General features: G+C 63.8%; 23 protein-coding genes. 16 read left to right on the top strand and 7 right to left on the bottom strand.

From position 1 onward, the window contains the following. Positions 1-40: 40 nt before the first annotated feature. From IP89_RS00615 to map, 7 genes are all read right to left on the bottom strand, one after another. On the bottom strand, positions 41-448 hold the full coding sequence (locus IP89_RS00615; protein ID WP_043306955.1) for a SufE family protein: 408 nt from the start codon (positions 446-448) through the stop codon (positions 41-43). Beyond that, positions 445-1650, bottom strand: a complete 1206-nt coding sequence (locus IP89_RS00610; RefSeq protein WP_043307197.1) for an aminotransferase class V-fold PLP-dependent enzyme — start codon at positions 1648-1650, stop codon at positions 445-447. Before IP89_RS00610 ends, IP89_RS00615 begins: the two co-directional genes overlap by 4 nt. Before the next feature lie 223 nt (positions 1651-1873). Continuing rightward, entirely contained in the window at positions 1874-2908 is a 1035-nt protein-coding gene (gene dapD, locus IP89_RS00605) for a 2,3,4,5-tetrahydropyridine-2,6-dicarboxylate N-succinyltransferase (RefSeq protein WP_043306954.1), read from the bottom strand. A gap of 42 nt (positions 2909-2950) precedes the next feature. Next, complete coding sequence (locus IP89_RS00600; protein WP_043306953.1) at positions 2951-3298, bottom strand: ArsC family reductase; 348 nt, start codon at positions 3296-3298, stop codon at positions 2951-2953. A 200-nt stretch (positions 3299-3498) separates the two neighbouring features. Next, positions 3499-4704 (bottom strand): succinyldiaminopimelate transaminase, encoded by a 1206-nt coding sequence (gene dapC, locus IP89_RS00595; RefSeq protein ID WP_043306952.1) that lies wholly within the window; start codon positions 4702-4704, stop codon positions 3499-3501. Between the two features lie 48 nt (positions 4705-4752). Then, positions 4753-7455 carry a [protein-PII] uridylyltransferase gene (locus tag IP89_RS00590; RefSeq protein ID WP_043306951.1) on the bottom strand — a complete coding sequence of 901 codons (2703 nt, stop codon included), beginning with the start codon at positions 7453-7455 and terminating at the stop codon, positions 4753-4755. Between the two features lie 26 nt (positions 7456-7481). After that, positions 7482-8282: a type I methionyl aminopeptidase gene (map, locus tag IP89_RS00585; protein ID WP_043306950.1), complete on the bottom strand. Its 801-nt coding sequence runs from the start codon at positions 8280-8282 to the stop codon at positions 7482-7484. Between the two features lie 262 nt (positions 8283-8544). Here map and rpsB point away from each other — a divergent pair, with 262 nt between their 5' ends. The 16 genes from rpsB to dnaE all read left to right on the top strand — a co-directional run bounded on the left by rpsB (position 8545) and on the right by dnaE (position 26688). After that, complete coding sequence (gene rpsB / locus IP89_RS00580) at positions 8545-9285, top strand: 30S ribosomal protein S2 (RefSeq protein ID WP_043306949.1); 741 nt, start codon at positions 8545-8547, stop codon at positions 9283-9285. 123 nt (positions 9286-9408) lie between these two features. Further along, positions 9409-10272, top strand: a complete 864-nt coding sequence (gene tsf / locus IP89_RS00575) for a translation elongation factor Ts (protein WP_043306948.1) — start codon at positions 9409-9411, stop codon at positions 10270-10272. A gap of 152 nt (positions 10273-10424) precedes the next feature. Beyond that, positions 10425-11168, top strand: coding sequence for a UMP kinase (gene pyrH / locus IP89_RS00570; protein WP_043306947.1), 744 nt, complete (start codon positions 10425-10427; stop codon positions 11166-11168). After that, positions 11165-11722: a ribosome recycling factor gene (frr, locus tag IP89_RS00565; protein WP_043306946.1), complete on the top strand. Its 558-nt coding sequence runs from the start codon at positions 11165-11167 to the stop codon at positions 11720-11722. Before pyrH ends, frr begins: the two co-directional genes overlap by 4 nt. Position 11723: 1 nt before the next feature. After that, positions 11724-12482 (top strand): polyprenyl diphosphate synthase, encoded by a 759-nt coding sequence (uppS, locus tag IP89_RS00560; protein ID WP_043306945.1) that lies wholly within the window; start codon positions 11724-11726, stop codon positions 12480-12482. Further along, positions 12476-13291, top strand: a complete 816-nt coding sequence (locus IP89_RS00555; RefSeq protein WP_043306944.1) for a phosphatidate cytidylyltransferase — start codon at positions 12476-12478, stop codon at positions 13289-13291. The genes uppS and IP89_RS00555 overlap by 7 nt, the downstream gene beginning before the upstream one ends. Further along, the gene (gene ispC / locus IP89_RS00550; RefSeq protein WP_043306943.1) at positions 13288-14478 is read left to right on the top strand and encodes a 1-deoxy-D-xylulose-5-phosphate reductoisomerase; all 1191 of its coding nucleotides are present in this window, start codon (positions 13288-13290) and stop codon (positions 14476-14478) included. Before IP89_RS00555 ends, ispC begins: the two co-directional genes overlap by 4 nt. Before the next feature lie 18 nt (positions 14479-14496). Next, positions 14497-15849: an RIP metalloprotease RseP gene (gene rseP / locus IP89_RS00545; protein ID WP_043306942.1), complete on the top strand. Its 1353-nt coding sequence runs from the start codon at positions 14497-14499 to the stop codon at positions 15847-15849. A 75-nt stretch (positions 15850-15924) separates the two neighbouring features. Then, the gene (gene bamA / locus IP89_RS00540; protein WP_043306941.1) at positions 15925-18339 is read left to right on the top strand and encodes an outer membrane protein assembly factor BamA; all 2415 of its coding nucleotides are present in this window, start codon (positions 15925-15927) and stop codon (positions 18337-18339) included. A gap of 39 nt (positions 18340-18378) precedes the next feature. Beyond that, positions 18379-18882 (top strand): OmpH family outer membrane protein, encoded by a 504-nt coding sequence (locus IP89_RS00535; RefSeq protein ID WP_043306940.1) that lies wholly within the window; start codon positions 18379-18381, stop codon positions 18880-18882. Positions 18883-18884: 2 nt separating this feature from the next. Beyond that, complete coding sequence (gene lpxD, locus IP89_RS00530) at positions 18885-19943, top strand: UDP-3-O-(3-hydroxymyristoyl)glucosamine N-acyltransferase (protein ID WP_043306939.1); 1059 nt, start codon at positions 18885-18887, stop codon at positions 19941-19943. A 45-nt stretch (positions 19944-19988) separates the two neighbouring features. Next, on the top strand, positions 19989-20429 hold the full coding sequence (fabZ, locus tag IP89_RS00525; RefSeq protein ID WP_043306938.1) for a 3-hydroxyacyl-ACP dehydratase FabZ: 441 nt from the start codon (positions 19989-19991) through the stop codon (positions 20427-20429). Then, complete coding sequence (gene lpxA, locus IP89_RS00520) at positions 20426-21202, top strand: acyl-ACP--UDP-N-acetylglucosamine O-acyltransferase (RefSeq protein WP_043306937.1); 777 nt, start codon at positions 20426-20428, stop codon at positions 21200-21202. Before fabZ ends, lpxA begins: the two co-directional genes overlap by 4 nt. Position 21203: 1 nt before the next feature. Continuing rightward, the gene (gene lpxB / locus IP89_RS00515) at positions 21204-22337 is read left to right on the top strand and encodes a lipid-A-disaccharide synthase (protein ID WP_043306936.1); all 1134 of its coding nucleotides are present in this window, start codon (positions 21204-21206) and stop codon (positions 22335-22337) included. Next, positions 22337-22936: a ribonuclease HII gene (gene rnhB, locus IP89_RS00510; RefSeq protein ID WP_043306935.1), complete on the top strand. Its 600-nt coding sequence runs from the start codon at positions 22337-22339 to the stop codon at positions 22934-22936. The genes lpxB and rnhB overlap by 1 nt, the downstream gene beginning before the upstream one ends. 218 nt (positions 22937-23154) lie before the next feature. Beyond that, positions 23155-26688, top strand: a complete 3534-nt coding sequence (gene dnaE, locus IP89_RS00505) for a DNA polymerase III subunit alpha (protein WP_043306934.1) — start codon at positions 23155-23157, stop codon at positions 26686-26688. Positions 26689-26711: the final 23 nt, after the last annotated feature.

Raw genomic sequence — 26711 nt, 5'->3', positions numbered from 1 at the left:
GCTTGGCCGGTGGAGGTCGTTCTTGCCTGTTAAACGCTGATCAGCGCGCGGCCAGTTTGGCCATGCGTTGCACGACGGCGTTCAGACCATTGCTGCGCGAGGGCGAGAGCTGGCGGGACAGGCCCAGGTCGCTGAACCAGGCGGGTAGGTCGAGGGCGGCCAATTCGGCGGCGGCGAGGCCGTCGATGCGTGCCAGCAGCACGGCGAGCAGGCCGCGGATCAGGCGGGCGTCGCTGGCTGTGCGGAAGTGCCAGCCTCCATCGCGCTGCTCGCCGACCAGCCAGACCTGGCTCTCGCAGCCATGCACCCGGTTTGTTTCGTTGCGTTCTTCTTCCGTCAGCGGTTGCAGGCGTTCGCCCCACTGCATCAGCAGGCGTGCGCGTTGTTCCCAGCCTGGGCAGGCGGCGAAGGCGTCGAGGGCTTCCTGGGCAGCGGCTGGCAGGCTCATCGCAGCAACTCCAGGGCCTTGTCCAGGGCGGCGAAGAAGCGTTCCAGATCGGCATCGTCGTTGTACAGGCCGAGCGAGACGCGGATGGCACCGGGCAGGCCGAGGCGCTTCATCAGCGGCATGGCGCAGTGGTGACCGTTGCGCACGGCGATGCCCTGTTCGGTGAGCAGGTGCGCCAGGTCGGCGCCGTGCACGTCGTCCACCGTGAAGCTGGCCAGGGCCAGCTGTGGCGCGCCGAGCAGGCGTATACCCTCGCGGACGGCCAGGCCAGCGAGCAGCTTGGCGTGCAGGGTCGCCTCGTGACCGGCCAAGGCAGCGCTATCCAGCCCCGCCAGGTAGTCCAGCGTGGCGCCGAGGGCGATGACTGCCGAGATCGGCGGGGTGCCGGCTTCGAAGCCGAGCGGGGCAGGGCGGAAGCGTGCCTCCTGGTAGTCGGCCTGCAGCACCATCTCGCCGCCGAACTGCCAGGGGCGCAGCTGCGCCAGGGTCTTGCGGCGGCCATGCAGCAGGCCGACGCCGTCCGGGCCGTAGAGCTTGTGTCCGGAGCAGACGTAGAAGTCGCTGGCCAGTGCCTGCAGATCATGGCGACCATGCACGGAGCCCTGGGCGCCATCGATCACCGTCAGCGCGCCTTGAGCGCGGGCCAGGGCGAGCAGCTCATGCACTGGCTGCCAGCGGCCCAGCACGTTGGACAGTTGCGATACGGCCAGCAGGCGGGTGCGCGGGCCGATCAGCGTGGCGGCCTGGACCAGGTCGATGTCGCCGAGGTCATCCAGCGGCAGGACCACCAGCTTGAGGCTGCGACGCAGGGCCAGCTGCTGCCAGGGCAGCAGGTTGGCGTGGTGCTCCAGAGCGCCAATGGCGATCTCGTCGCCGGCCTGGAATAGGTGCTCCAGGCCGTAGGCCAGGAGATTGAGGGATTCCGTGGTGCCGCGGGTGAAGACGATCTCCTCGCTGCTTGCGGCGTTCAGCCAGCGTGCGGCCTTTTCCCTAGTGGCCTCGAAGGCGCGGGTAGCGCGCTCGCCCGGCAGGTGCTGGGCGCGGTGAACGTTGGCGGCGCCGCTGGCGTAATAGCCGAGCAGGCTGTCCAGCATGGCCTGCGGCTTCTGTGCGGTGGCGGCGCTGTCCAGGTAGGTCTGGCCCTCGGCTTCGAGGGCCTGGATACCAGGGAAGTCGGTGCGCCAGGGAGAGTTGAGCGACATGGTCTGCGGCACTGCGAGGAAATGTGCTGAGTATAAATAGACAGGCCGGGCATTAGCCCGGCCTGTTCACCATCACACGGCCGAAAATCGGTCTGAAGCTGCTGCGCTAGGCCATGCGGCGTTGAAATCAGGCTCAGGCTGCTCATTTACACTCAGTAAACTGCGCGCCCTCGCCTGATTTCGCCTTGCCTGGCCGTCGCTCGCGACGCTTCAGCTCCGATTTTCAGTTGTGCGCGTGCAGAGCCTCGTTCAGCTCGATGGCAGTTTTATTGGTCTTGCACTCCACCGCGCCGGTCTGCGAGTTGCGGCGGAACAGCAGGTCGGCCTGGCCGGCCAGGTCGCGGGCCTTGACCACTTTGACCAGGTTGTTCTGGTCGTCGAGCAGGGCCACCTTGGTGCCGGCGGTGACGTACAGGCCGGATTCCACGGTGTTGCGGTCGCCCAGCGGGATGCCGATGCCGGCGTTGGCGCCGATCAGGCAGCCTTCGCCGACGCTGATGACGATGTTGCCGCCGCCGGACAGGGTGCCCATGGTCGAGCAGCCGCCGCCCAGGTCCGAGCCCTTGCCGACGAATACGCCGGCGGAGACGCGGCCTTCGATCATGCCCGGGCCGGCGGTGCCGCCGTTGAAGTTGACGAAGCCTTCGTGCATCACGGTGGTGCCTTCGCCGATGTAGGCGCCCAGGCGCACGCGGGCGCTATCGGCGATACGTACGCCGGCCGGTACCACGTAGTCGGTCATCTTGGGGAACTTGTCCACCGAGAACACTTCCAGCAGATCGCCCTTCAGGCGCGCTTCCAGCTGGCGCTCGGCCAGTTCGCCGAGGTCGACGGCGCCCTGGCTGGTCCAGGCCACGTTCGGCAGCAGCGGGAAGATACCGGTCAGGTTCAGGCCGTGCGGCTTGGCCAGGCGGTGCGAGAGCAGGTGCAGCTTGAGGTAGGCCTCGGGAGTGGAGGTCAGTGCGGCGTCTTCGGCCAGCAGGGTGACCACCAGCGGCTTGGTGCTCTCGGCCAGGCGGGTGAGCAGGGCGGCCTGGGTGGCGTCGACGCCTTTCAGGGCCACGGCCAGCTCGGAGGCCTGGTTGGTGGTGATGGTGATGGCCTGGTTGCCGCCGGTGTAGCCGACTTTCTCGGTGATCAGTGCTACCAGCTCGGCGGCCGGGTTGACCAGCGGTTGGGCGTAGAAGACTTCCAGCCAGGTGCCTTGACGGTTCTGGGTGCCGACGCCGAAGGCCAGGCTGAACAGGGATTGCGACATTGCAGTGTTCCTCGTAACTCGAATTAGGTGAAAGTCGGGCGCTTACTTGAGCGCGGCGGCGTAGAGGTCGGGCTTGAAGCCGACCAGGGTCTTGCCGCCCAGGTCCAGCACCGGACGTTTGATCATCGACGGTTGGGCCAGCATCAGCTCGATGGCCTTGGCCTGGTTCAGGTCGGCCTTCTGCGCATCGTCCAGCTTGCGGAAGGTGGTGCCGGCACGGTTCAGCACGGTTTCCCAGCCGTGTTCGGCACACCACTTGGTCAGGCTCTCGCGGTCGATGGCGGAGGCCTTGTAGTCGTGGAAGGCATAAGTGACACCCTGCTCGTCGAGCCAGGTGCGGGCCTTCTTCATGGTGTCGCAGGCCTTGATGCCATAGAGGGTGTAGGACATTGGGGTTCCTCGCGGGGCTGGTTGAGCCGCTCCGCCTGTATTGCGTCAAACCGGGGTGGCGATTATGCCATGTCGGACGTGCGACAGCCCGGCATGCTGCCGGACGATCATTTCACGATCTTTTCACTCGAGGCCGGGCAGGTTGGGCGTGAGGCTCCTAACTGCCCGGCCCCTGTGCCGGGCTTCTTTTTGTCCGGCGATCAGCCTTGCACGAAGCGGCGGATGCGCTCGGCCGCCTCGATGCATTCGGCCAGCGGCGCGACCAGAGCCAGGCGCACGCGTCCGGCCCCTGGATTCTCGCCATTCACTTCTCGCGACAGGTACGAACCCGGCACCACGGTGACGTGCTCGCGGGCGAACAGCTCGCGGGTGAAGGTGGCGTCGTCGCCCGGCGTCTTGGCCCACAGGTAGAAACTGCCGTCCGGGCGCTGCACGTCCAGCACCGGCTGCAGAATTGCCAGCACGGCGTCGTATTTGGCGCGGTACTGGTCGCGGTTGGCGCGTACGTGGGCTTCGTCCTGCCAGGCGGCGACGCTGGCCAGCTGGGTTTGCACCGGCATGGCGCAACCATGGTAGGTGCGATAGAGCAGGAAGGCCTTGAGGATATCGGCGTCGCCGGCGACGAAGCCGGAGCGCAGGCCCGGCAGGTTGGAACGCTTGGACAGGCTGTGGAACACCACGCAGCGTTTGAAGTCGCTGCGGCCCAGCTCGGCGCAGGCGGTCAGCAGGCCGGGCGGCGGATTCTCTTCATCGAAGTACAGCTCGCTGTAGCACTCGTCGGCGGCGATCACGAAGTCGTGCTCGTCGGCCAGGGCGATCAGTTTCTTCAGCTGCTCCATCGGCACCAGCGCGCCGGTAGGGTTGCCCGGCGAGCAGAGGAAGAGGATCTGGCAGCGCTGCCAGACTTCGGCCGGCACGGCGTCGAAGTCCGGGTTGAGGCCGTTTTCTTCCAGGCACGGCAGATAGTGCGGCTCGGCGCCGGCCAGCAAGGCCGCGCCCTCGTAGATCTGATAGAACGGATTGGGGCTGACCACCAGGCCGCGCTCTTGTGGTGAATCGGCGCGCTGCACCACGGTCTGGGTAAAGGCGAACAGCGCCTCGCGGGTGCCGTTGACCGGCAGCACGTGGCGAGCGGCATCCAGCCAGCCAGCCGGCACGCTGAAGCGGCGCTCGCACCAGGCGGCGATGGCCTCGCGCAGGGCTGGGATGCCCAGGGTGGTGGGGTAGACGGCCAGCTGGTCGAGATTGTCCGCCAGGGCCTTGGCCACGAAGTCCGGCGACTTGTGCTTGGGCTCGCCGATGGACAGGGCGATCGGTTGCTTGTCCGCCGGCGGGTTGGCACCGGCGAGCAGGGCGCGCAGTTTCTCGAAGGGGTAGGGCTGCAGCTGGGTCAGGGCGTGGTTCATGGGGTCTCTTTCTTGCGATGCGTGCCGGCGGCGCTGCGCCGGCACGGTTCAGATACTGATCGAGCCGAGGCTGACGCTCTCGCCGTTGGCCTGCGACAGCTGCTGGGCGATGGCGTCCTGCAGGCGTGCGCACAGCTCGGGGTCGGACAGCGGCTGGTTGGCCGCGTCGGTGATGAAGAACACGTCCTCCACGCGCTCGCCGAGGGTGGCGATCTTGGCATTCTGCAGCGACAGGTCGAAGTCGAGGAAGATCTTGCCGATCCGTGCCAGCAGGCCGGGGCGATCCGGTGCGGTGATCTCCAGCACGGTGACCGGGCGCTGGGCGTCGTTGTGGATGGTCACCAGCGGCTGGAAGGCGAAGTGCTTGAGCTGGCGCGGCACGCGGCGCTGGATGATTGCCGGGTATTCGTCCGGATGGCGCAGGACTTCTACGAGTCCGTCGCGAATCTCGCGGATACGCGCCGGATTGTCACCGATACGGCCGCCATCGGCGTCGAGGACGATGTAGGTGTCGAGGGTGAACTGGCTGGTGGAGGTGATCACCCGGGCGTCATGGATGTTCAGGTTGAGCTGGTCCATGGCGGCCACGGTCACAGCGAAGAAGTCGTGCTGGTCCGGGGCATAGATGAAGATCTGCGTGGCGCCCTCGAACTCGCGCTGGGCGGTCTCCTTGATCAGCACCAGCGGGTCCTTGCTCGGCGAGTGCTGGAGGATGGCCTCAGTGTGCCAGGCCACGTCGGCGGCGGTGTGGCGCAGGAAGTAGTCGTCGCCGAGCTGGCTCCATAGCTGCTCGGCGTCGTCCTGATCGATGCCGCTGCGTACCAGAATGTCAATCGCCGCGCTCTGCGTCTGGCGGATCTGCTCCTCGCGGTCCAGCGGGTTCTCCAGGCCGCGGCGCAGGGCGCGCTTGGTCTCGGTGTAGAGCTGGCGCAGCAGGCTGGCGCGCCAGGAGTTCCACAGGCTGGGGTTGGTGGCGTTGATGTCGGCCACGGTCAGCACGTAGAGGTAGTCGAGGCGGGTCTGGTCGCCGACCAGTTGGGCGAAGTCGAAGATCACCTGCGGGTCGGAGAGGTCCTTGCGCTGGGCGGTGGTCGACATCACCAGGTGGTTCTGCACCAGCCAGACGATCAGGCGGCTATCCCAGGCGGGCAACTGGTGGCGATTGCAGAACGCCTCGGCGTCCACTGCGCCGAGCTCGGAGTGGTCGCCGCCACGGCCCTTGCCGATATCGTGATAGAGCCCGGCGAGGTAGATCAGCTCCGGCTTGGGTAGTTGGTCGATGACCTTGCTGGCCAGCGGGAATTTCTCCGCCAGCTCCGGCCACTTCAGCTTGCGCAGGTGCTTGATCAGGTTGAGGGTGTGCGCGTCCACGGTATAGATGTGGAACAGATCGTGCTGCATCTGTCCGACAATGTCGCCGAACTCCGGCAGGTAGCGGCCGAGGATGCCGTAGCGGTTCATCCGCCGCAGGTTGCGGTGGATGCCCTGGGTCGACTTGAACAGCTCGATGAACAGGCTGGTGTTGCGGATATCGCTGCGGAATTCGTCGTCGATCAGATGGCGACTGTCGCGTAGCAGGCGGATGGTGTCGGCGCGCACGCCGCGGATTTCCGGGTGCTGGGCCATCAGCACGAAGACTTCGAGGATGGCGAACGGGGTGCGCTTGAAGACGTTGGGGTGGACCACCTCGATGTAGCCATCGCGCAGCTGGAAGCGGCTGTTCAGCGGCTGCGCCAGGCCGGGCTCGCCTTCGTGCAGCAGGACGTCTTCGAAGTGCTGGTTGATCAGGTCGGAAAGCTCGGCGACGCCCATCACCACCCGGTAGTACTTCTGCATGAAGCGCTCGACGGCCATCTTGCCGCTGCCGTCCTCGAAGCCGAGCAGGGCGGCGATCTTGCGCTGGTGGTCGAACAGCAGGCGGTCTTCGGCGCGGCCGGCGAGCATGTGCAGGGCATAGCGCACCTTCCACAGGAATTCCTGGGCCGAGGCCAGCATGCTGTACTCGCTGTCGACCAGGAAGCCCTGCTGCACCAGGGAGTGCAGGTTGAGGCTGCCGAACTGGCGGCGGGCGACCCAGAGAATGGTCTGGATGTCGCGCAGGCCGCCGGGGGAGCCCTTCACATTGGGTTCCAGGTTGTATTCGGTGTCGTTGTACTTGGCGTGGCGCGCCTTGGCTTCCTTGCGCTTGGCCAGGAAGAAGTTCTTGCTTGGCCACATCTGCGAGGTGCTGGTGACTTCCTGCATGCGCTGGCGCAGATGCTCGGGGCCGGCGATGGTGCGGCTTTCCATCAGGTTGGTGACTACCGTCAGGTCGGCGCGTGCCTCTTCGGCGCATTCGTCGACGCTGCGTACGCTCTGGCCGACTTCCAGGCCGATGTCCCAGAGCAGGGTGAGGAAGCCCTCGATGGCGTCGCGGAAGACCTCGTGGTCGGCGCTGTCGAGCAGAATCAGCAGGTCGATGTCGGAATAGGGGTGCAGCTCGCCGCGGCCGTAGCCGCCGACGGCCAGCAGGGCGATGTCGGCATCTTCGCTCCAGGCGAAGCGCTTCCAGGCTTCCAGCAGGATCTGGTCGACGAACCAGGCGCGGTCCTCGACCAGGCGGCGGATGTCGCGGCCCTCGCGGAAGCGTGTGTCGAGCACCTCGCGCGCCTGCTTGATGGCCTTCTTGAAGGCGGCGATGGGACTGGACTTGAGCGCCAGTTCCGCCTGGAACTGGCCGCGGTCAAACAACTCCGGGTCCATCTGGGGCATGCGCGCCTTCCTCTATATATGTGTGCTCAGGCGGGGGTGCGCGGCAGGGTGTCGTCGCTGCGCAGGGTGAGGATCTCGTAACCGTTCTGGGTGACCAGCACGGTGTGCTCCCATTGGGCGGAGAGCTTGCGGTCCTTGGTGATGGCGGTCCAGCCGTCGCCGAGCAGGCGGGTTTCCGGGCGGCCCTGGTTGATCATCGGCTCGATGGTGAAGATCATGCCTTCCTTGAGCTCTACGCCAGTACCGGAGCGGCCGTAGTGCAACACCTGCGGCTCCTCGTGGAACACCGCGCCGATGCCATGGCCGCAGTACTCGCGGACCACCGAGAAGCCGTTCTTCTCGGCGTGCTTCTGGATCACCTCGCCGATGTCGCCCAAACGTGCGCCCGGCTTGACCATCTGGATGCCTTTGTACATGCACTCCTGGGTGATCTGCGCCAGGCGCTCGGCCCACTCCGGGACCTTGCCGACCATGAACATCTTGCTGGTGTCGCCGTGGTAGCCATCCTTGATTACGGTGACGTCGATGTTCAGCACATCGCCGTCCTTCAGTGGCTTGTCATTGGGGATGCCGTGGCAGACCACATGGTTGATCGAGGTGCAGATCGACTTGGGGAAGCCCGGGCGGCCCGGCGCGGCGCCGTAGTTGAGCGGGGCGGGGATGGCCTTCTGCACGTTGACGATATAGTCGTGGCAGATGCGGTCGATTTCCTCGGTGGTGACGCCCGGCTTGACGTGCTCGCCGATCATCTCCAGCACTTCGGCGGCCAGACGGCCGGCTACGCGCATCTTTTCGATTTCGTCGGGAGTCTTGATGGTGACAGTCATGCGGTCTCTCTCGGCGCCAGTGGCGCTAGGCGAATCAGGGAAGACGGCGATTCTAACAAAGAAAGCCGCCCGGCGGCGGCCCGGAGCTAAAGTGGAGTTCGGCTAGCCTGTCGTGGCTTTGTGTGGTATAAAACGCGCCGCTTTACGGGCTGTGGCCTGTTGAGCATTAACCCGCACACGTATCGACACGATTTCCTGGGTGCCCGCAAGGGTTGGAGATTGGGATGCGTGGAGGCCTAACCCGACTTATCAAGGAACTATCATGTCCCAAGTCAACATGCGCGATATGCTGAAGGCCGGTGTGCACTTCGGCCACCAGACCCGTTACTGGAACCCGAAAATGGGCAAGTTCATTTTCGGCGCTCGTAACAAGATCCACATTATCAACCTGGAAAAGACCCTTCCGATGTTCAACGACGCTCTGTCGTTCGTCGAGAAGCTGGCTTCCGGTAAGAACAAGATTCTGTTCGTCGGCACCAAGCGCTCCGCTGGCAAGATCGTTGCTGAAGAAGCTGCACGTTGCGGTTCCCCGTACGTCGATCACCGCTGGCTCGGCGGCATGCTGACCAACTTCAAAACCATCCGTGCTTCGATCAAGCGCCTGCGCGAGCTGGAAACCCAGTCCCAGGACGGCACCTTCGCCAAGCTGACCAAGAAAGAAGCTCTGATGCGCTCCCGTGATCTGGAAAAACTGGATCGCAGCCTGGGCGGTATCAAGGACATGGGCGGTCTGCCGGACGCTCTGTTCGTGATCGACGTTGACCACGAGCGCATCGCTATCACCGAAGCCAACAAGCTGGGCATCCCGGTTATCGGCATCGTCGATACCAACAGCAGCCCGGAAGGCGTTGACTACATCATCCCGGGTAACGACGACGCCATCCGCGCCATCCAGCTGTACATGGGTGCCATGGCTGACGCCGTGATCCGTGGCCGTGGCAACTCCGCTGGTGGCACCGACGAGTTCGTCGAAGAAGCCGCCTCCGAGGCCAGCGAAGGCTGATAACGGGATCGACCATCCCGTTGCGCGAGAAGGGGGCTAGGCCCCCTTTTTGCCACTTACGAATTTTGTGCCCGGCGTGGCCGGGTTGAATGGTTGAAACACCACTTCAAGAGGATTAGGAACATGGCAGAAATTACTGCAGCCCTGGTTAAAGAACTGCGCGAGCGTACTGGCCAAGGCATGATGGAGTGCAAGAAGGCTCTGGTTGCCGCCGGTGGCGACATCGAGAAAGCCATCGACGACATGCGCGCTTCCGGTGCCATCAAGGCCGCCAAGAAGGCTGGTAACGTCGCCGCTGAAGGCGCCATCGCCGCTCGCGTCGAAGGTGGTCGTGGCCTGCTGATCGAAGTCAACTCGCAGACCGACTTCCTGGCCCTGCAGGACGACTTCAAGGCCTTCGTCAAAGAAAGCCTGGACGAAGCCTTCACCCAGAAACTGACCGACGCCGCTCCGCTGATCGCTTCCCGCGAATCCGCTCGTGAGGCTCTGGTTGCCAAGTGCGGCGAGAACGTCAACATCCGTCGTCTGGCTGCCGTTGAAGGCGAAGTCGTAGGTTCCTACCTGCACGGCCACCGCATCGGTGTTCTGGTTGTCCTGAAAGGCGGCAACGAAGAGCTGGCCAAGCACGTTGCCATGCACGTTGCTGCTTCCAATCCTGCCGTTCTGAGCCCGTCGGATGTTTCCGAAGAGCTGATCGCCAAGGAAAAGGAAATCTTCCTGCAGCTGAACGCCGAGAAGATCGCCGGCAAGCCGGAAAACATCGTCGAGAACATGGTCAAAGGTCGTATCGCCAAGTTCCTGGCCGAAGCCAGCCTGGTCGAGCAAGCCTTCGTCATGGATCCGGAAGTCAAGGTCGGTGACCTGGTCAAGAAAGCCGGCGCCGAAATCGTTTCCTTCACCCGCTACGAAGTGGGCGAGGGCATCGAGAAGGTCGAGGCTGACTTCGCTGCCGAAGTTGCTGCTCAGGTAGCCGCTGCCAAGCAGTAAGACGGTTTCGCACTGTCGAACAGAAGAGGCTGCCCGCTCACGCGTGCAGCCTCTTTTGCAAAGCGCGGGAGCATCCCGCACGAATTCACCGGGCAGTAGTCTGACTGCCGGGTAAGATAAGTAGCCAAACAACGCCGCAGGAGAGACTCGCAATGGCTCAGCAGGTTAGTGGTCGTCAGCCTCGCTATAAACGCATTCTGCTCAAACTAAGCGGCGAAGCCCTGATGGGCTCGGAAGAATTCGGTATCGATCCCAAGGTGCTGGATCGCATGGCGCTGGAAGTCGGCCAACTGGTCGGCATCGGCGTGCAGGTCGGCCTGGTGATCGGCGGCGGCAACCTGTTCCGCGGCGCGGCACTGTCCGCTGCCGGCATGGATCGGGTCACTGGCGACCACATGGGCATGCTGGCCACCGTGATGAACGCCCTGGCCATGCGGGACGCCCTCGAGCGCTCGAACATCCCGGCGCTGGTGATGTCCGCCATCTCCATGGTCGGCGTGACCGATCACTACGATCGCCGCAAGGCCATGCGCCACCTGTCCGCTGGCGAGGTGGTGATCTTCGCCGCCGGTACCGGCAACCCGTTCTTCACCACCGACTCGGCCGCCTGCCTGCGCGCCATCGAGATCGATGCCGACCTGGTGCTGAAAGCCACCAAGGTCGATGGCGTGTACACTGCCGATCCTTTCAAGGACCCCAATGCGGAGAAGTTCGAGCGCCTGACCTATGACGAGGTGCTCGACCGCAAACTGGGCGTGATGGACCTGACGGCCATCTGCCTGGTGCGCGATCACAAGATGCCGCTGCGGGTCTTCAATATGAACAAGCCGGGCGCCCTGCTGAATATCGTGGTGGGCGGCGGCGAAGGAACCCTGATCGAGGAGGATGCACAATGATCAACGAGATCAAGAAAGACGCCCAGGAGCGCATGGTCAAATCCCTGGAGTCCCTGGGTCGTAACCTGGCCTCCATTCGTACCGGCCGTGCGCATCCGAGTATTCTGGACAGCGTCAAGGTCCCGGCCTACGGCAGCGACATGCCGCTGAACCAGGTCGCCGCGATCACCGTGGAAGATGCGCGCACCCTGAAGATCGTCGCTCACGACAAGACCCTGAGCGCGGCAATCGAGAAGGCCATCATGACTTCCGATCTGGGCCTGAACCCGAGCAGCGCCGGCGCCACCATTCGCGTGCCGATGCCGGCCCTGACCGAGGAAACCCGCAAGGGCTACACCAAGCAGGCCCGCGGCGTTGCCGAGGATGCCAAGGTCGCTGTGCGCAACGTGCGTCGCGATGCTCTGGCCGAGCTGAAGAAGCTGTCCAAGGACAAGGAAATCAGCGAAGACGAAGAACGCCGCGCTGCCGATGAAGTGCAGAAGCTCACCGACAAGTTCGTCGCCGAAGTCGACAAGGCCCTGGAAGCCAAAGAAGCCGACCTGATGGCGGTGTGATGTGAGCAAGGCCAAGCAGGAAGCGCCGGCGGCAGTACCGCGCCATGTCGCCATCATCATGGATGGCAACAATCGTTGGGCCAAGAAGCGCCTGTTGCCTGGCGTTGCCGGGCACAAGGCGGGTGTCGATGCGGTGCGCGCGGTCATCGAGGTCTGCGCCGAGGCTGGCGTAGAGGTGCTGACCCTGTTCGCCTTCTCCAGTGAGAACTGGCAGCGCCCGGCCGAGGAGGTCGGCGCGCTGATGGAGCTGTTCCTCTCGGCCCTGCGTCGCGAGGCGCGCAAGCTCAAGGACAACGCCATCAGCCTGCGCATCATTGGTGATCGCTCGCGCTTCCATCCGGAGCTGCAGGCCGCCATGCGTGAGGCTGAGCAGCAGACCGCTGGCGAGAATCGCTTTGTCCTGCAGATCGCCGCCAACTACGGGGGGCGGTGGGATATCGCCCAGGCTGCCCAGCGGCTGGCGCGCGAAGTTCAGGCTGGTCATCTGCAGGCCGAGGACATTACCCCGGAGCTGCTGCAAGGCTGCCTGGCCACCGGCGATTTGCCGTTGCCCGACCTGTGCATCCGCACCGGTGGCGAGCACCGCATCAGCAACTTCCTGCTCTGGCAGCTGGCCTATTCCGAGCTGTATTTCTCCGACCTGTTCTGGCCGGACTTCAAGCACGAGGCCATGCGCAAGGCGCTGGCCGATTTCGCTACCCGCCAGCGTCGCTTCGGCAAGACCAGCGAGCAGGTGGAAGCCGAGGCTCGTCAATGCTGAAGCAGCGCATCATCACTGCCCTGATTCTGCTGCCCATCGCCCTGGGTGGCTTCTTTCTTCTCGATGGCGCGGCTTTCGCCCTGTTCATCGGTGCGGTAGTCACCCTCGGCGCCTGGGAATGGGCGCGCTTGGCTGGCCTCGAGGCGCAGCCGCAGCGCGTGGCCTATGCGGGCGTAGTCGCGGCGATCCTCTATGGCGCCTGGTTGCTGTCAGCGGTGGCGCCCTGGCTGCTGGGTGCTGCGGTGCTCTGGTGGCTGGCGGCAACCCTGCTGGTGCTGAGCTACCCCGATAGCAGTCGCTACTGGGGCGGCCTGCCGGGCAAGCTGGTGATCGGCCTGCTGATTCTACTGCCGGCCTGGCAGGGATTGGTGTTGCTCAAGCAGTGGCCGCAAGCCAATGGCCTGATCATCGCGGTCATGGTGCTGGTCTGGGGTGCTGATATCGGTGCCTACTTCGCCGGCAAGGCTTTCGGCAAGCGCAAGCTGGCGCCGCGGGTCAGTCCGGGCAAGAGCTGGGAGGGCTTCTATGGTGGCCTGCTGGCCAGTCTGCTGATAACCCTGGCGGTTGGTCTGCAGCAGGGTTGGCAGTCGGCTGATCTGCTGCTGGCGCTGGCCGGCGCCGCCCTGGTGGTGGCCGTGTCGGTGATCGGTGATCTGACCGAGAGCATGTTCAAGCGCCAGTCGGGCATCAAGGACAGCAGCAACCTGTTGCCCGGCCACGGCGGCGTGCTCGATCGCATCGACAGCCTGACCGCGGCCATTCCCGTATTCGCCGTGCTGCTGTGGCTGGCTGGATGGGGCGTGCAGTGAGTCAGCCGCAACAGGTCACCGTACTCGGGGCTACCGGCTCCATCGGTCTCAGTACTCTCGATGTCATTGCGCGGCATCCCGAGCGCTACCGCGCTTTTGCCCTGACCGGGTTTTCGCGTATCGCCGAGCTGAAGGTGCTGTGCCTGCGCCATCGCCCGCAGTTCGCCGTCACTGCGGACGAAGCGTCGGCGCGGGTGCTGCAGGATGCTCTAAGCGCCGCGGGGCTGCAGACGCGTGTACTGGCTGGCGAGGCTGGGCTATGCGAGGTAGCTGGGCATCCCGAGGTGGATGCGGTGATGGCGGCCATCGTCGGTGCTGCTGGCCTCAAGCCAACCCTGGCCGCGGTGTCCGCCGGCAAGAAAGTGCTGCTGGCCAACAAGGAGGCGCTGGTGATGTCCGGCGACCTCTTCATGCAGGCTGTGAAAGAACATGGCGCCACGCTGCTGCCGATCGACAGTGAGCACAATGCGATCTTCCAGTGCCTGCCGGGCGATTACGCGCGTGGCCTGGGGGCGGTGGGGGTGCGGCGCATCCTGCTGACCGCTTCTGGTGGTCCGTTCCGTGAAACGCCGCTGGCCGAGCTGGACTCAGTCTCGCCGGAGCAGGCCTGCGCCCATCCCAACTGGTCCATGGGGCGCAAGATCTCGGTGGACTCGGCGAGCATGATGAACAAGGGGTTGGAGCTGATCGAGGCCTGCTGGCTGTTCGATGCGCGCCCCGCCCAGGTCGAGGTGGTGATCCACCCGCAGAGCGTGATTCATTCCCTGGTCGATTACGTGGATGGTTCGGTGCTGGCCCAGCTGGGCAATCCCGACATGCGTACGCCCATTGCCAATGCTTTGGCTTGGCCTGAGCGCATTGATTCGGGAGTTGCGCCGCTCGATCTATTTGCTGTCGCGCGCCTGGATTTCCAGCGTCCGGACGAGCAGCGCTTCCCTTGCCTGAGTCTGGCGCGCCAGGCCGCTGAGGCCGGTGGCTGTGCACCGGCCCGGTTGAATGCGGCCAATGAAGTGGCTGTGGCGGCGTTTCTCGAACGGCGCATCCGCTTCCCCGAGATCGCGAGTATCATCGAGGACACCCTGAATCGAGAGGCTTCGGCGGTGGTCGAAGACCTGGATGCCGTGCTGGCGGCAGATGCCCGGGCTCGTGCCCTGGCGGTCGACTGGTTGAATCGCCACGGGCGCTGAGGCCCGAAGGAAGACGCAATGAGTGCGCTGTACATGTTCTTCGGCACCCTGATCGCGCTCGGGGTGCTGGTCACCTTCCATGAGTTCGGCCATTTCTGGGTAGCGCGTCGCTGTGGCGTCAAGGTGCTGCGTTTCTCCGTGGGCTTCGGCAGCCCGCTGGTGCGCTGGCATGATCGCCAGGGTACCGAGTTCATGATCGCCGCCATCCCGCTGGGCGGCTACGTGAAGATGCTCGATGAGCGCGAGGGCGATGTGCCGCTCGAGCAGCTCGATCAGGCCTTCAATCGCAAGTCGGTCGGTCAACGCATCGCCATCGTCGCTGCCGGCCCTATCGCCAACTTCCTGCTGGCCATCCTGTTCTTCTGGATCATCGCCATGCTCGGCACGCAACAGGTGCGCCCGGTGATCGGTCAGGTGGCACCGGACAGTCTGGCTGCGACCGCTGGCCTGCGTGCAGGGCAGGAAATTGTCGCGGTGGACGGTGAGGCGACTCCGGGTTGGTCTGCCGTCAACCTGCAGCTGGTTCGCCGCCTCGGCGAGAGCGGTGTCGTCGATGTGCAGGTGCGCGAGGAGGGCGGTTCGCTGGTCTCCAATCGCCAGTTGGTGCTGCGCGACTGGTTGCGTGGCGTCGATGAGCCGGAACCGCTGTCTTCTCTGGGTATTCAGCCTTGGCGCCCAGCGACCGTGCCGGTAGTCAGTGAGTTGGATCCCGAAGGGCCGGCTCAGGCGGCGGGTGTGCGCCTGGGGGATCGTCTGCTGGCTCTGGGTGAGCTGCGTGTGGATGACTGGCAGCAGGTAGTCGACTGGGTGCGCAAGCATCCGGGTGAAGTTGTCACCCTGCGTCTGTCCCGCGACGGTGAGCAGCAGGAGCTGCCGCTGACGCTGGCGAGCAAGGGCGAGGGTGAATCTCGCGCCGGCTACCTGGGGGTTGGGGTCAAGGGCGGTGAGTGGCCTGCGCACATGTTGCATGAGGTCAGCTTCGGTCCGCTCGATGGGGTAGTCGAGGGCCTGCGTCGTACCTGGGGAATGACGGTGCTAACCCTTGATTCGCTGAAGAAAATGCTGTTCGGCGAGCTCTCGGTAAAAAACTTGAGTGGGCCGATAACCATTGCTAAAGTGGCGGGCGCTTCGGCTCAGTCCGGCGTGGCGGATTTCCTCAATTTCCTCGCCTATCTGAGCATTAGCCTGGGGGTTCTCAATTTGCTGCCCATTCCCGTTCTGGATGGGGGGCATTTGCTGTTCTACCTGGTCGAGTGGGTGCGTGGTCGCCCGCTGTCGGAACGGGTACAGGGTTGGGGCATTCAGATCGGTATCAGTCTGGTGCTGGGGGTGATGTTGCTGGCCCTGGTCAATGATTTGAGCCGTCTGTAATCGAATAGCTGAATTCCGAATCTGCCGCGTATCGCGGCAGTTTCTTTATTATCAGTTGGAATAAGAAAGGACTTCATGAAACGTCTGCTGCTACCTGCGGTTCTCGCCGCACTGATGATCGCCGAAGTTCACGCCGAGTCCTTCACCGTCACAGACATTCGCGTCAACGGCCTGCAGCGGGTTTCTGCCGGTAGCCTGTTTGGCGCCCTGCCGCTCAATGTCGGCGATTCGGTCGACGACCGCCGTCTGGTGGACGCTACCCGTGCTCTGTTCAAGACTGGCTTCTTCCAGGATATCCAGCTCGGCCGCGAAGGCGACGTGTTGGTCATCAACGTGGTCGAACGCCCGTCCATCTCGACCATCGAGATTGAAGGTAACAAGGCGATCAGTACCGAAGACCTGATGAAGGGTCTGCAGCAGTCTGGTCTGGCCGAAGGCGAAATCTTCCAGCGTGCCACCCTCGAAGGTGTGCGTAACGAGCTGCTGCGCCAGTACGTGGCTCAAGGCCGCTACTCGGCTGAGATCGAAGCCGAAGTGATCCCGCAGCCGCGCAACCGTGTCGCGTTGAAGATCAACATCAACGAAGGCTCGGTCGCGGCCATCCAGCACATCAATATCGTGGGCAACACGGTCTTCCCCGATGAAGACCTGGCCCTGTTGTTCGAGCTGAAGACCACCAACTGGCTGTCCTTCTTCAAGAACGACGACAAGTACGCTCGCGAGAAACTGTCTGGTGACCTGGAGCGCCTGCGTTCCTACTACCTGGACCGCGGCTACATCAACATGGACATCTCTTCCACGCAGGTGTCCATCACGCCAGACAAGAAGCACGTCTACATCACTGTCAACGTCGATGAAGGCGAGAAGTACAGCGTCAGCGAAGTGAAGCTGTCCGGTGACCTGAAAGTGCCGCAGGAAGAAGTCGAGAAGCTGCTGCTGGTCAAGCAGGGCCAGGTCTTCTCGCGCAAGGTGATGACCACCACTTCCGAGCTGATCACCCGTCGTCTGGGTAACGAGGGCTACACCTTCGCCAACGTCAACGGTGTGCCGCAACCCAACGACGAAGACAAGACCGTTGCCATCACCTTCGTGGTCGATCCAGGCAAACGTGCCTATGTAAACCGTATCAACTTCCGCGGTAACACCAAGACCGAGGACGAAGTACTGCGTCGTGAGATGCGCCAGATGGAAGGCGGCTGGGCCTCTACCTATCTGATCGATCAGTCCAAGACCCGTCTGGAACGCCTGGGCTACTTCAAGGAAGTCAACGTCGAGACCCCGCAAGTGCCGGGCACCGACGACCAGGTCGACGTCAACTACAGCGTCGAAGAGCAGCCTTCCGGCTCCATCACCGCCAGCGTCGGCTTCGCGCAGAATGCTGGTCTGATCCTCGGCGGCTCGATCAGCCAGAACAACTTCCTGGGTACCGGTAACAAGGTCAGCCTCGGCCTGACCCGCTCCGAATACCAGACCCGTTACAACTTCGGTTTCGTCGACCCCTACTGGACCGTCGACGGTGTCAGCCTGGGTTACAACGCCTTCTACCGCACCACTGACTACGACGAACTGGATACCGACGTATCGAGCTACTCGGTCGACAGCCTCGGCGCAGGCATAAGCATCGGTTATCCGATCAGTGAAACCGCGCGTCTGACCTATGGCCTGACCATCCAGCAGGACTCCCTCGATACCGGTTACTACACCGTCGACGAGATCCTGGCGTTCATGGACGAGGAGGGTGACAACTTCCTCAACTTCAAGGGCTCTATCGGCTGGTCCGAGTCGACCCTCAACCGTGGCACCATGGCGACTCGTGGTCATTCGCAGAGCCTGGTGCTCGAGTCGACCCTGCCGGGTAGCGACCTGTCGTTCTTCAAATTGGATTACCGTGGTCAGATCTTTGCGCCGCTGACCCAGGCGACCGGGCTGCGCTTCCATACCGAGTTGGGCTATGGCGATGGTTACGGCTCTACCACAGGTCTGCCGTTCTACGAGAACTACTACGCTGGTGGTTTCAACTCTGTGCGTGGTTTCGAGGACAGTACTCTCGGCCCGCGTAGTACCCCGAGTGTGGCTCGTGTCAATGGTGTGCCGAATTACAACGAGGGTGCGGGGCCGGGTGATGATGGTCGTTATACCGACGATCAGGATCCGGTTGCCTATGGTGGTAACGTGCTGATTCAGGGCGGCGTCGAGTACCTGTTCCCGCTGCCGTTCGTGAAGGATCAGCGTTCGCTGCGCACCGTGCTGTTCTGGGACGTGGGGAGCGTGTTCCTCACCGATTGCCCGACCAAGACCGCTTCCACTCCAGGCATGAACACCAGCAACTGCGGCAGCATTGATATGAGCAACCTGGCCAGTTCGGTGGGTGTCGGTTTGACCTGGGTTACCGCAATGGGTCCGCTGAGTTTCAGTCTGGCCGCGCCGGTGAAGAAGCCCGAGGATTCCGACCCGCAGATCTTCCAGTTCTCGCTGGGCCAAACTTTCTAATATTTGCTAGACAACGGTTATACGTTGCAGGAGTACATCGTGCGTAAGTTGACTCAACTGGTTCTGGTCGCAGCTGCTGTCGTCGCGACCCCCGCCTTCGCCGAGATGAAGATCGCGGTGATGAACTACCAAATGGCCCTGCTTGAGTCGGATGCAGCGAAGAAGTACGCCGTCGACGCCGAGAAGAAGTTCGGTCCGCAGCTGAACAAGCTCAAGCAGCTCGAGTCCGACGCCAAGCGTATCCAGGATCGCCTGGTCAAGGATGGCGAGAAGCTGCAGCAGGCCGAGCGCGAGCGTCTGGAGCTGGAATTCAAGCAAAAAGCCCGTGACTTCCAGTTCCAGTCCAAGGAACTGAACGACGCCAAGGCCGTTTCCGACCGCGACATGCTCAAGCAGCTCAAACCGAAGCTGGACAAGGCTGTCGAGGAAGTGATCAAGGAAGGCAACTTTGACCTGGTGCTGGAGCGTGGCGCCGTGGTCGACGTCAAGCCGCAGTACGAGATCACCCGCCAAGTCATCCAGCGCATGAATTCGCTGCGCTGAAGATGAGCGCACCGGTCTTCACCCTCGGCCAACTGGCCGAGCGTCTCGGCGCCACCTTGCGTGGTGCTGCGGACAAGCCGATCCGCGGTCTGGCGACCTTGCAGGACGCCGGCCCGGATCAGCTGAGCTTCCTGTCCAACGCGCAGTACCGCAAGTTTCTGCCCGACACCAAGGCTGGTGTCGTGCTGCTGACCGCTGCCGATGCCGAGGGTTACGCTGGCGATGTGCTGCTGGTGGCCAACCCTTACCTGGCCTTCGCCCAGCTCTCCCACCTGTTCGACACCAAGCCTGTGGCGCCTGCCGGCGTGCACCCGACTGCCGTTGTCGCTGCCGATGCGCAGGTCGATCCGAGTGCCAGTGTTGGTGCCTATGCGGTGATCGAGAGTGGCGCGCTGATCGGTGCAGGCGTGGCCATCGGCGCGCACTGCGTGGTCGGTGCGCGCAGCGAGATCGGTGAAGGTGGCTGGCTGGCGCCGCGTGTGACGCTGTATCACGACGTCAAGATTGGCAAGCGCGTGGTCATTCAGTCCGGCGCTGTGCTCGGCGGCGAGGGCTTCGGCTTCGCCAACGAGAAGGGCGTCTGGCAGAAGATCGCGCAGATTGGTGGTGTGGTGCTGGGCGACGACGTGGAAGTCGGCGCGAATACCACCATCGATCGCGGCGCCCTGGCCGATACCGTGATCGGCAACGGCGTGAAGCTGGACAACCAGATCATGATCGCGCACAACGTGCAGATCGGTGACCACACGGCCATGGCTGGCTGCGTCGGTATTTCCGGCAGCACCAAGATCGGCAAGCACTGCATGATCGCAGGTGGTGTTGGCATGGTTGGCCACATCGAGGTGTGCGACAACGTGTTCGTCACCGGCATGACCATGGTTACCCGCTCGATTACCGAGCCGGGCGCCTATTCTTCCGGTACCGCGATGCAAACGGCATCCGACTGGAAGAAGAGTGCGGCCCGTATCCGTCAACTGGACGACATGGCGAAGCGCCTGCGCGAGCTGGAAAAGCGCCTAGCCGCCGTGACCTCGGGCGATCAGGCCTCATCAGATGCCTGATCGTGCCCCAGGCACGCCCCCATTTTTAGTAAAGGCTTTCTGCAAATGATGGACATCAACGAGATTCGCGAATATCTGCCGCACCGCTACCCCTTCCTGCTGGTGGATCGGGTCGCCGAGCTGGATATCGAAGGCAAGACCATTCGCGCCTACAAGAATGTCAGCATCAACGAGCCTTTCTTCAACGGCCACTTCCCCGAGCACCCGATCATGCCGGGCGTGCTGATCATCGAAGCCATGGCCCAGGCCGCCGGTATCCTCGGTTTCAAGATGCTCGACGTGAAGCCGGCCGACGGCACCCTCTACTACTTCGTCGGCTCCGACAAGCTGCGCTTCCGTCAGCCGGTGCTGCCGGGTGACCAACTGGTGCTCGAGGCCAAGTTCCTCAGCGTCAAGCGCAGCATCTGGAAATTCGAATGCCGCGCCAGCGTCGATGGCAAGGAAGTCTGCTCGGCCGAGATCATCTGCGCGGAACGCAAGCTATGAGTTTGATCGACCCTCGCGCCATCATCGATCCGTCGGCCAAGCTGGCTGCGGACGTCCAGGTCGGCCCCTGGTCGATCATCGGACCCGATGTGGAAATCGGCGAGGGTACTGTGGTCGGCCCGCACGTGGTGCTCAAGGGTCCGACAGTGATCGGCAAGCACAACAAGATCTACCAGTTCTCTTCGGTCGGTGAAGACACCCCGGACCTGAAGTACAAGGGCGAGGCCACTCGCCTGGTGATCGGCGATCACAACGTGATCCGCGAGGGTGTGACCATCCACCGTGGCACCGTGCAGGACCGCGCGGAGACCACCATTGGTGATCACAATCTGCTGATGGCCTACGTGCATGTCGGCCACGACAGCGTGATCGGCAACCACTGCATCCTGGTCAACAACACCGCGCTGGCCGGCCATGTGTGGGTCGACGACTGGGCGATCCTCTCCGGCTTCACCCTGGTCCATCAGTTCTGCCGCATCGGCGCCCACAGCTTCTCCGGCATGGGCACCGCCATCGGCAAGGACGTCCCGGCCTACGTCACCGTATTCGGCAACCCGGCCGAGGCGCGCAGCATGAACTTCGAAGGCATGCGTCGCCGTGGCTTCAGCGCCGAGGCCATCGCCGCCCTGCGTCGTGCCTACAAGGTGGTGTATCGCCAGGGGCTGACCGTCGACCAGGCGCTGGCCGAGCTGGCCGAGTCCTCCGCACAGTTCCCGGAAGTGGCGGTGTTCCGCGACTCCGTCCAGGCCTCGACCCGCGGCATCACCCGCTGATATGAGCCGCCCCCTTCTCGTTGCGCTGGTGGCTGGTGAGGCCTCCGGCGATATCCTCGGCGCCGGCCTGATGCAGGCGCTCAAGCAGCAACATCCCCAGGTCGAGTTCATCGGCGTTGGTGGCCCGCGCATGGAGGCCGAGGGACTGGTTTCCGCCTTCCCCATGGAGCGTCTGGCGGTGATGGGCCTGGTCGAGGTGCTCGGCCGTCTGCGCGAACTGCTGGGCCGGCGTAAGCGCCTGATCAAGGAGCTGATCGCCGCCAAGCCGGATGTGTTCATCGGTATCGATGCCCCGGACTTCAACCTGACCCTTGAGCTCAAGCTGCGCCAGGCGGGAATCAAGACCGTGCATTACGTCAGCCCGTCCGTCTGGGCCTGGCGGCAGAAGCGCGTGCTGAAGATTCGCGAAGCCTGCGATCTGATGCTGACCCTGTTCCCCTTCGAGGCGCGCTTCTATCTGGATCACCAGGTGCCGGTGCGCTTCGTCGGTCATCCACTGGCCAATACCATTCCGCTGCAGGCTGACCGCGAGGGTGCTCGTGAGGCGCTGGGCTTGAGCGATGACGAGACCGTGGTGGCGTTGTTGCCGGGCAGTCGGGGCGGCGAAGTAGGTCGTTTGGGCGAGCTGTTCCTCGATGCCGCCGAGCGCCTGCGCGCACTGCGCCCCGGCGTACGCTTCGTGCTGCCCTGTGCCAATGCCGAGCGCCGTGCCCAGCTCGAAGCCATGCTCGCCGGGCGCAGCCTGCCGCTGTTGTTGCTCGATGGTCGCTCCCACGAGGCCCTGGCCGCCTGCGACGCGGTGCTGATCGCCTCCGGTACCGCCACCCTGGAAGCCCTGCTGCACAAGCGGCCGATGGTAGTGGCCTACAAGGTGGCGCCGCTGACCTACCGCATCCTCAAGCGTCTGGTGAAGAGCCCCTATATCTCGCTGCCCAACCTGCTGGCCGAGCGCATGCTGGTGCCGGAGCTGATTCAGGATGCTGCAACGCCAGACGCACTGGCCCAGACCCTGGCGCCATTGCTGGACGATGGCGCGGTGCAGACTCTGGGCTTCGACGTGATCCACCGAGCCCTGCGTCAGGACGCCTCGCAGCAGGCCGCCGACGCCGTGCTCAAGCTGGTGGAGCGTACCTGATGCAGCTCGGTCTGGATTTCGCCCTGGTCGAGGAGCTAGTGGCCGGTGTCGACGAAGTGGGTCGCGGCCCGCTCTGTGGTCCGGTGGTCACCGCGGCGGTGATTCTCGATCCGGCTCGGCCGATTGCCGGCCTCAACGACTCGAAGAAACTCAGCGAAGCGCGCCGCGAGAAACTGTTCGACGAGATCCGCGAGAAGGCCCTGGCCTGGTGCATCGCCCGCGCCGAGGTCGAGGAGATCGACCAGTTGAACATCCTGCATGCCACCATGCTGGCCATGCAGCGTGCAGTGGAGGGGTTGCAGGTTACACCCAGGCTGGCACTGATCGACGGTAATCGCTGTCCGAAACTGGCCGTACCCAGCGCGCCAGTGGTGGGCGGTGACGCCCAGGTGCCGGCCATCGCCGCGGCCTCCATCCTGGCCAAGGTCAGTCGCGATCGCGAGATGGCCGAAATGGAGAAGCTCTACCCAGGCTATGGCATCGGTGGGCACAAGGGCTATCCGACGCCGGTGCATCTCGAGGCCCTCAAGCGCCTGGGCGCCACGCCCATTCATCGGCGCTCCTTCGCGCCAGTGCGCGCGGTGCTGGAAGGCAGTTAAGTCGTAGAGCTTGCTTACGATCTCGCGAGCTAGAGCGAGACAAGGCAAAAAGCGCCGAGGAAACGCAGTTTACGAATGGTAAATGAGCATTCCGAGACGGTTTTTAACGCCGTATCGCCGACGCGCAGCAGATCGTAAGCAGGTTCTCAAGCTGCCCTTTGTAATCAGGCCCGGTACAATCCGGGCTTTATCGTTTTTGCGTCACCTACGGGATTGCCATGACTGCCAGCTTCGTCCATCTGCGCCTGCACACCGAGTTTTCCCTGGTCGATGGCCTGGTACGGGTCAAACCCCTGGTCAAGACCGTGGCCGGTGCCGGCATGCCGGCGGTGGCAGTCACCGACATGAGCAACATGTGCTCGCTGGTGAAGTTCTACAAGACTGCCATGGGCGCCGGCATCAAGCCGATCTGTGGCGCCGACATCTGGCTGGCCAGTCCGGACGAAGATGGCCCGCTGTCGCGTCTGACCCTGCTGGCGATGAATGCCAAGGGCTACCGCAACCTCACCGAACTGATCTCCCGTGGCTGGGCCGAGGGCCAGGACAATGGCCTGGTGATCATCCAGCGCGACTGGGTCAAGGAAGCGGCCGAGGGCGTGATTGCCCTGTCCGGTGCACGTGAGGGCGAAGTGGGTATGGCCCTGCTGGCCGGCGATCAGGCTCGCGCCGAGGCCTTCCTCAACGAATGGCTGGCAGTATTCCCGGATCGCTTCTACCTGGAAGTGCAGCGCACCAACCGAGTCAACGACGAGGAGCACCTGCACGCGGCCGTCGAACTGGCGGCACGCAGCGGTACGCCGCTGGTGGCGACCAACGATGTACGCTTCCTCAAGCCGGGCGACTTCGAGGCCCACGAGACGCGCGTATGCATCGGCGAAGGCCGGGCGCTCGACGACCCGCGCCGCCCGCGCAACTACTCCGAGGAGCAGTACCTCAAGTCCCCGGCGGAGATGGCCGAGCTGTTCGCCGACCTGCCCGAGGCGCTGGAAAACACGGTGGAGATCGCCAAACGCTGCAACATCGATGTGCAGCTGGGCAAGTACTTCCTCCCCGATTTCCCCACGCCCAACGGCATGGGCATCGACGACTACCTGCGTCACGCCTCCTTCGAAGGTCTGGAAGAGCGCCTGGCGGTGCTCTGGCCCAAGGACACCACGCCCAACTACGAGGAGAAGCGCCAGGTCTATGTCGACCGCCTGAACTTCGAGCTCGACATCATCATCCAGATGGGCTTCCCCGGTTACTTCCTCATCGTGATGGACTTCATCAAGTGGGCGAAGAACAACGACGTGCCGGTCGGCCCGGGCCGGGGTTCGGGTGCCGGTTCGCTGGTGGCCTACGTGCTGAAGATCACTGACCTCGACCCACTGGCCTATGACCTGCTGTTCGAGCGCTTCCTCAACCCCGAACGTATTTCCATGCCCGACTTCGACGTCGACTTCTGCATGGACGGTCGTGACCGGGTGATCGACTACGTGGCCGACAAGTACGGCCGCAACGCGGTGAGCCAGATCATCACCTTCGGCTCCATGGCGGCCAAGGCGGTGGTGCGCGACGTGGCGCGGGTGCAGGGCAAGTCCTACGGCCTGGCCGACCGCCTGTCGAAGATGATTCCCTTCGAAGTCGGCATGACCCTGGAGGCCGCCTACGAGCAGGAGGAGGTGCTGCGCGACTTCCTCAAGACCGACGAGGAAGCCCAGGAAATCTGGGACATGGCCCTCAAGCTCGAAGGTGTGGTGCGCGGTACCGGCAAGCACGCCGGTGGTGTGGTGATCGCGCCGACCAAGCTGACCGACTTCGCCCCGACTTCCTGTGATGAAGAGGGCGCCGGCCTGGTGACCCAGTTCGACAAGGACGACGTGGAGGCGGCCGGCCTGGTGAAGTTCGACTTCCTCGGCCTGCGTACTCTGACCATCATCAAATGGGCGATGGAGACCATCCACCGCATCCAGAAACGCGACGGCGCCACGGATGCAGAACTGATCAACATCGACTTCATCCCGCTGGACGACAAGCCGACCTACGCCATGCTGCAGAAGGCCGAGACCACGGCCGTGTTCCAGCTCGAATCGCGCGGCATGAAGGAGCTGATCAAGAAGCTTAAGCCCGACTGTCTGGAAGACATGATCGCACTGGTGGCGCTGTTCCGCCCCGGTCCGCTGCAGTCGGGCATGGTGGACGACTTCATCAACCGTAAGCACGGCCGCGAGCAGCTGTCCTACCCACACCCGGACTACCAGTACGCCGGCCTCGAGCCCGTGCTCAAGCCCACCTACGGCATCATCCTGTACCAGGAACAGGTGATGCAGATCGCCCAGGTGATGGCGGGCTACACCCTCGGTGGCGCGGACATGCTGCGCCGCGCCATGGGTAAGAAGAAACCCGAGGAGATGGCCAAGCAGCGCGGCGGCTTCATCGAGGGTTGCGCCGGCAACAACATCGACGCGAACCTGGCGGGCAACATCTTCGACCTGGTGGAAAAGTTCGCCGGTTACGGCTTCAACAAATCCCACTCCGCCGCCTACGGCCTGGTCTCCTACCAGACCGCCTGGCTCAAGGCGCACTACCCGGCACCGTTCATGGCCGCGGTACTCTCGGCGGATATGCACAACACCGACAAGGTGGTGATCCTCATCGAGGAATGCCGCAGCATGAAGCTGCGCATCGATGCGCCGGACGTGAACACCTCGGAGTTCAAGTTCACCGTCAACGACGACGGGCGCATCGTCTACGGCCTGGGTGCGGTGAAGGGCGTGGGCGAGGGGCCGGTGGAAGCCATCGTCGAGTGCCGCGCCGAGGGTGGTCCGTTCAAGGACTTGTTCGACTTCTGCAACCGCGTCGACCTCAAGCGCATCAACAAGCGCACCCTGGAGGCGCTGGTGCGCTCCGGTGCACTGGATCGTCTCGGTCCCTACTATCAGGACGAGCTCAAGGCCTACCAGGCCAGCGTCGATCTCAACCGCGCCGTGCTGCTGGCGGCCATGGAAGAGGCAGTGCAGGCGGCGGAGCAGACCGCGCGCAGCCACGATAGCGGCCACATGGACCTGTTCGGCGGCGTGTTTGCCGAGCCGGAGGCGGATCTCTATGCCAGCCACCGCAAGGCACGCGAGCTGTCGATCAAGGAACGCCTGAAAGGTGAGAAAGATACCCTCGGCCTGTACCTGACCGGCCATCCGATCGACGAGTACGAGGGCGAGGTGCGCCGTTTCGCCCGCCAGCGCATCGTCGAGCTGCGCGCCGCCCGCGACACCCAGACCATCGCCGGCCTGATCGTCAACCTGCGGGTGATGAAGAACAAGAAGGGCGACAAAATGGGCTTCATCACCCTGGACGACCGTTCCGGGCGGATCGAGGCCTCGCTGTTCGCCGACGCCTTCGCCAGTGCCCAGGCCCTGCTGCAGACCGACGCCCTGGTGGTGGTCGAGGGCGAGGTGAGCAACGACGAGTTCTCCGGTGGCCTGCGCCTGCGTGCCAAGCGGGTGATGAGCCTGGAGGAGGCGCGCACCGGCCTGGCCGAGAGCTTGCGCATTCGGGTCGGTCGCGAGGCGCTGGGTGGTGATCGTCTACGCTGGCTCGGCGAGCTGTTCGGCAAGCACAAAGGCGCCTGCCCGCTGACCCTGGACTACAGCGGCAGCGAGGCCAAGGCGGTGCTGCAGTTCGGTGAGCGCTGGTGCATCGACCCGGCGGACAACCTGATCCAGGCCCTGCGTGACCAGTTCGGCAAAGACAACGTCTTCCTCCAATACCGCTGAGGGGCAGGCCGCAGGCTTGCCTT

It is taken from the genome of Pseudomonas sp. ML96, from assembly GCF_000761545.1.
In the GTDB taxonomy this organism is placed as follows: Bacteria; Pseudomonadota; Gammaproteobacteria; order Pseudomonadales; family Pseudomonadaceae; genus Aquipseudomonas.
Note: the sequence above shows the minus strand (reverse complement) of the source record. Positions and strands in the feature narration are given on the sequence as shown.